This is a genomic window from Mesorhizobium sp. M7A.F.Ca.CA.001.08.2.1, assembly GCF_003998455.1.
Taxonomy (GTDB): Bacteria; Pseudomonadota; Alphaproteobacteria; order Rhizobiales; family Rhizobiaceae; genus Mesorhizobium; species Mesorhizobium ciceri.
In genome coordinates, this window is sequence record NZ_RZPW01000294.1 from 1 (window position 1) to 7,157 (window position 7,157).

The following is a 7,157-nucleotide window of genomic DNA, read 5'->3' on the forward strand; positions in this document are numbered from 1 at the left end:
GTCCAGGGCGTGACGGCCAGCAATGTCGGGTCCGGCCTCTACCTCAATGGTGTGACCGGCACGGTCTCGGTCGACGACCTGACCGTCCAGACCGCATCTCAAACCGGCATCGTGCTTGTCGATTCGAGCGCGACCGTCGATTTCACCGGCAACACCAAGATTACCAGTGCCGCCAACGTCGGGCTGTTCGCCAACAATTTCGACGGCATCGCCACCTTCGACGATCTCGACATCAGTGGCGGCGGCAGGGGCGTGGCCATTTGGAGCGGCTCGAGCGGCACGCTGACTTTCGCGGCCGCGAGTTCCATCACCAACACGGACGATGTAGCCTTCAACATCAACGGTGCGGTGCCCAACGTCACCTACAACGGCACGATCGACCAGGCCAATGCGGCCAACGCGGTCAGGATCATCGGCCAGACCGGCGGCACCGCCACCTTCGGCGGCAAGATCACCGCCAGCACGGGCTCGGCCAACGCGATCGACCTGTCCGCCAACACCGGCGGCACGGTGAAATTCACCGGCGGGCTGGACCTGACCACGACGACCGGTACCGGCTTCGATGCCACCGGGGGCGGCACGATCACAGTCGCGGCCGCGGGCACGGAGCAGATCACCACCGGCACCGGCCGGGCGATCAATCTCGACGGCATCACCATCGGCACCGGCGGCATGGCGTTCGACAGCATCACGACAGGCGTTGCGACGGCCACGGCGCTCAACTTCAATGCCGTCTCGGGCGGCCAGTTCCTGGGTGGCAATGTCACTGTCGGCGGCACCGCTGCCGGCATCAACGGCCTTGCAATCAACGCTTCGTCATCGACTTTCACCATCACCAATCTGGTGACGACCAATGTCGCGGGCACCGATGTCAGCCTGACCAACAATACGGGCTCGATCACGATCCTCGGTGGCACCATCACCAATTCGGGCGCTGGCGACGGTGTCGTCGTTTCCGGCGGCAGCGCGACAGTCGGCGTAGCGGCCAACGTCTCCAGCTCGGCAACCGCGCCAGGCGCGGCGGTCAAGGTCGACGGCACCACCGGCGGCTCGGTGACCTTCAGCGGTACGGTCACCTCGACCGGCACCGGCGATCTGTTCGATGTCGGATCGACGCTGACCCCGGCCGGCGGCGCCATCAGCTTCACTGGCCCGACCTTGTCGGCGACGGGTGGCGGCGGGGCGCTTGTCAGCAGCCTCGGCGGCACCGCGACGTTGAACGTGACCGCGCCGCTGTCGATCACCAATGCCACGGGCACCGGCCTGTCCGTCACCAATGTCGCCAGCACGGCATCGGCGAGCTTTGGCGAGGTCACCGTGACGACGCCTGGCGGCACCGGCATCTTCATTGCCGACAATGGCACGGTCACCTTCGGCACAACCCAGGTTACGCTGGGAGCGGCAAGCACCGCCGGCATCGAGTTCCTCGACATCAACGAACATATCAGCTTCGGCACGACCACGATCGACGAGGTTGGCGCCAACCAGACCGGCATCGACTTCAGCGGTTCCTCGAGCGGTTCCTCGACAAGGGCCGATTTCGGCCTGACCACGATCACCGGCACCGGCAGCCTGACCTCGCGCGGCATCGACCTGTCGTCGACGACCGGCAACAAGACCATCACCTTCCTGCGCGGCTCCAGCATTTCCAATGTCGGCGTCGGCGTCGAATTGTCGTCGAGCGGCGCCACCGCGACCTCGGCCAACGCCAACTTCACCTTCGGCGACGGCACGTCCGCCGATGGGCTGCAGTCCTCCATCAGCGCCGCCGCCGGCGGCTACACCGTCAACACGATCGGGCTCGATCCGACGCTCGGCAATTATGATTTCGACGACGTCAACTTCACCGGCGCCGCCCATCTGGCCAGCGCGGTCGGTGGGACCATCATGATTTCCCAGGGCGGTGGCATCGTCCACGCCAACACGGACGGGCTCAGCGCCGACGTGACCACCTACACGGTCGCCGAGGCCGATGCCATGACCGGCACGCTGAACTTCGCCTTTGTCGGCACCGTCGATCTCAGCGGCACCCCGTTCACGCTCGATTCCGGCCAGTCGATCATCGGCTTCGGCAACGGCGCCTCCATCCTCACCTCCGGTACCGTCCAGCCGGTCAATGTCCAGGGCAATCTCGGCGCTACTGGCGGCAACGTCACCGGCGATGAGGGCGTGGTCAAGAGCACGGGCAGCGATACCCTGCATCTGCTCGGCAACAACCAGGTGCGCGACACCGCTTTCGACTTCAGCGGCGGCAGCGGCTCGGTCTTCCTCGTCGACGGGAGCGCGGCTGGCTTCGTCAATACCGGCGGCATCTTCATCGAAGGCGTCACGGTCAGCAATGTCGCCGTGGGCCAGACAGCGTTCAAGGTCGTCGGCCTCGACACCAATTTGTCGATCACCAACAACAACATCAACGTCGCCGGCACGCTGCTCGATGTCGATGGCGGCGCCGGCAACATCACGGTCACGCGCGGCACCTTGCCCAACAGCGGACCGGCGGGCACGCTGACCGGCGGCGGCATCTCGATCGCCAACCGCAGCGGCGGCCTGGTCAACTTCACCGACAAGGTGACGGTCAACGGCAACGGCGTCTCGCTGACCGGCAATGCCGGCTCAACGATCACCTTCGCCGATGTCGACATCACCACGAACGGCCAGACGGCGTTCAGCGCCAGCGGCGGCGGCACGGTCAATGTCGTGACCGGCACGATCAATGCCACCAACGCGCAGGCGGTGGCGCTCGACGGCATCACAGCCGGTGTCACGCCCAATGTCGATGGTATCCATTTCGCCTCGACAAGTGCGACCTTCAGCTCCGGCAGCGGCATCGATCTGCAGAACCTCAGCGGCACGGTCGCTCTCGGCACCGGCAAGTTGACCAACACCGGCCTGGACGCGGCCTTCGATGTCGGCTCGGGCACCAATGCGAGCGGCGGCAACGCGGTCCTCTCCTATGCCGGCACCGTCGCCAGCAACGGGACGGGTGCGGCGGTCTCGATCCAGGAACTGACTGGCGGCTCGGTGACGCTGTCGGGCAACCTGACCGACGGCAACGCCGCGGACGGCGGCAATATCGTCGTTGCCGGCATCGATAACGGCACGGCGGCGACCGTCACCTTCTCGGGCGCCAGCCAGGTGATCAGCTCGGGCACGACGGATGCCGTCAGCCTTGGCATCCTCGGCGCCTACCCGGCGGGCACTCCGACCCCCAACACCGACGGCCTGATCAATTTCACCGGCGGCAACCTCGCTATAACGACGACGACCGGGGCGGGCTTCGTCGCGTTCGGCGTCGGCGATGGCCTCGTTGCTGGCACCGGTAATGGCAAACTCACAGTAACCGGCGCCAACAACACAATCTCGTCCGGCGGCAACGGACTGCTGCTGTTCCTCAGCAATGTCGGCAGTGGCGGCATCGCCTTCAAGAGCATCGCGGCGGACTCAAACAGCGATGGCGCCGGCGTGATCCTGTCGGGCCTCAATCTCGCCGGCAATGTCAACATCGGTAGCGGCGACATCGGCGGGCTGACCGATACGGGATATACGGGCGCCTCGTTGAACGGCCTGTTCGGCGCCGGTCAGGTCAATTTCGAAGGCAAGACCGATCTCGACGTCAGCTACGAAGGGTTCGAGATCAGCGGTCAGGTCGGCGCCATAAACATCGCCAATGTCGCCGGATCCACCCTGGCCATCGACGGCGCCCAAGTTGGCATCGCGTTTGCCGCCCTGCAGACCGGAACCGTCAATGTCGGCGGCAATGGCGGCATCGCCGGCATCGGCGCGACGACAAGTACCAGTGTTTCGGCCATCAGCCTCTCCGGCGGCAACGACCTTATCAATGCAACGCTGAACTACAACGGTTCGATCAAGATCGATACGGGCGCTGTGCTGCAAGCTGGCGTCGGCGACTGGACCGAGCTGAACATGAGCGGTTCGGTCGTTTCGACTACGGCAATATCCGGGCTGGGGGCAGCAGCTTTCGTCTTCAGCGGCAACGCCAACGGGCTCTACAATATTTCGAGCACGATCGATCATACCGGCACAGCCGTCGGCGTGCTGTTTGACGGATCGTCCGAGGGAACGGTCACTTTCTCCGGCACGTCGAAGATTTTCAACACCAGCAGCGGCACCAACGGCGCCATCGTCAAGGCCCCGAGCATCGGGGTCGGCGAAGGCACGGGTACGCTCGCCTTCACCAATGGCGGCCTTGCCATCACCACCAGCAGCGGCGCCGGCTTCACCGCCAGCACCTCCGGCCCCGGCACGGTCAGCATCACCGGCCTCAACAACACCATCGCCACGACGACCGGAACCGCGCTCAAGCTCGACGGCGCGACGGTGGGCGCGGGCGGTCTCAATTTCAGCTCGGTGTCAGTCAATGGCGCGGCGACCGGCATTTTGCTCAACAATGTCAGTGGAAGCATTATCAATTTCGGTGTCGTCAACCTGCTCGACGTCACCTCACGCGGCGTCGACATTTCTGGCACTTTGGGCGGTATGGCGCTGAGCGCCGTCGGCCTCAACATCGGGTTGGGTGCCGCTAACGCCGTGGGCCTCGATCTCAATGGTGCGGCTCTCGGCACAAGCGTTATCTCGGTTAGCGACTTCGACGTCGACGGCGGCGGCTTTGCCGGCACGATCGGCATCGACATGGCTGGCACGACGGGTACCGGCACGATCCAACTCGGCGACTCAATCAACAACAACCCGGCTGGCCAGACCTCGACCATCGCCAATGTCGGCTATGGCGTCCAGTTCTCCAGCGCCACCAACGCCAAGCTGGTGTTCGGTGACGGCGCCGGCCCGGCCGAATCCTCGATTTCGACCACCGGCGGCCAGGTCATCCACACCACCGACGCCAGCCTGCCGGCCAATGGCAGCTACAATTTCAACGACGTCAATTTCACCGGCGACACCGCGAACCTGGCGTCGATCAGCGTCTATTATGTCACCGCAGGGGGAACCGGCGACGGCAGCCTCGCCAATCCTGGCAGCTATGCCGGAGCGCAGGCTTCCACGGCCAATGTCGTGGTGCTGATCGACAAGACCGTCGACGGCGGCCAGGCGACGATCGACCTCGGCGCGACAACGTTCCAGCTCGACGACGGACAGGTGTTGCTCGCCTTCAAGAGCAACGACGCGGCGGTGGATGTTTCGCAACTCGGCGTCGGCGCCGCCGGCGGCGCGTCGGCGGCGTTCCAGTTCACCACGATACAGAACACGACGATCGTCTCGGCGCCGGCGGGCATCGACACGCTGCGGCCGGTCCTGCAGAGCAACAACGCCACGCAGGTCATCAACCTGGCGACATCAGGCAGCGGCATCTTCACGGGCGGCATCCAGAACCTGATCGTCAGCAATCTCGGTTCCGGTGCGGGCGTTGCCGTCAACGCGACCGGCGCTTCCAGTTTCTTCGTCAAGAGCAACACCATCACCGCCGGCGGCAATGCGCTCGATTTCTCCACCACGGGAGCTCCGGCCAATACGCTTCTGCTTTCGATCGACGGCAACACGCTCAATTCGAGCGGCGGACTGGCGGCGTCCTTCACCGGGCAGAACATCGATGCCGACCTGAACTCGATCGCGATCAGGTCCTTTGCCGGCAATACGGTGACCGGCGGCACCGGCGGCGGCATCGCCTTCAACAATGTCCGTTTCGATTCAAACGGCACCGGCGGCACCGTCAGTGCCGGCACGCTCGACGTCGGCACGACCGCTGCGGGCGGGCGCGTCCAGGGCGACGGGCTTGGCTTCAACAACACCAGCGGTACGCTCGATCTCGGCACGTTCAGCGTCGCCAACAATGGCGGCACCGGCGTCATGGTCAGCGCCAAGACCACCAACTTCACGCTGAACAGCAGTGGCGGTTCGGTCGACACCACGGGCGGCAACGCGTTCGATCTCGACCCATTGACTGTCAACATGACGCTCGGCAGCGTCACCGCCACCGGCGGTGCCAATGGCATCATCTTCGACGGCGTCGCCGGCACTTTCAGCGTCACCGGCGCCACCACCATCACTGGCACCACCAACTACGGCATCAGTGCGATCAACACCAACACCGGCACCTTCAATTTCAACACGGTGACGGTGAACAACGCCGGCAGCAGTGGCGGCGGCATCCAGGTGGCGAGCGGCACGCTCAAGGTCACCGGTCTCGCCAACATCGACACCACAAGCGGCACCGGCGTCTCGCAAGGCACGGGCTCGACCAGCTTTACCGGTGGCCTGACCATCGACACCACCAGCGGCGACGGCTTCCTCGGCATCGCCGCCGGCTCGATCACTGTCATCGGAACCGGCAACACGATCACAACGGCGACGGGCCGGATCGTGTCGCTGCAGACCGCCGTGATCGGTGCCGGCGGTATGACATTCGACACGCTGAAGGCGACGGGAACGGTCGGCATCGGCGCCGGCGTACAACTCGCGACGGTCTCGGGCGGCAACTTCAACGGCGGCGCGCTTTCCGTCGCCGGCACAAGCAACAATGCGCTGGTGGTTCAGAACAGCACGTCGTCAGCGGTCAATTTCAACAGCGTGGTCGTCAGTTCGGCAAGCGCCAACGGCATCTATGTCGTCAACGGCGTGACCGGCCCGGTCACTATCGGCACGGTGACGATAGACAATACGGGCGGCGCGGGCGTGCGCGTCGACAGCTCGTCCGGCACGATAAACATCAATGGCGGCTCGATCGGTGCGACCGACGATCCGACCGGCTCCGCCGTCCAGCTTGTCGGCGGCGCCGCGACCTTGAACATCGCCGCTTCGCTCACCAAGACGACGACGGGCAAGATCGTCGACATTTCCGGCGTCACCGGCGGTAGTGTCACGCTGTCCGGCAACCTCAGCGCGACCGGCGGCGGCTTCGACAACGGCATCGATGTCCGCAACAATGGCGGCGGCACGTTCACCTTCAGCGGCGCCAAGACGCTTTCCACCGGCGGCTTTGCGGCTGTCAATCTGGCCAACAACGCTGGCGCGGCGATCGACTTCACCGGCGGCGGGCTGGTGATCAACACGACCTCCGGCCCTGGCATCGCCGCCAGCGGCGGCGCGACGGTCACGGTCACCGGCGCGTCCAATGCGATCACCACGAGCGTTGGGTCCGCACTGGACTTGTCCGGCGTGACCGTCGGTGCGGGCGGCATCAACCT

At 65.1% G+C, this 7,157-nt stretch carries 1 pseudogene; it reads left to right on the plus strand.

The annotated features are described in order from the left end of the window. A pseudogene (locus tag EN914_RS18235) lies at positions 1-7,157 on the plus strand (hypothetical protein); the annotation flags it as partial.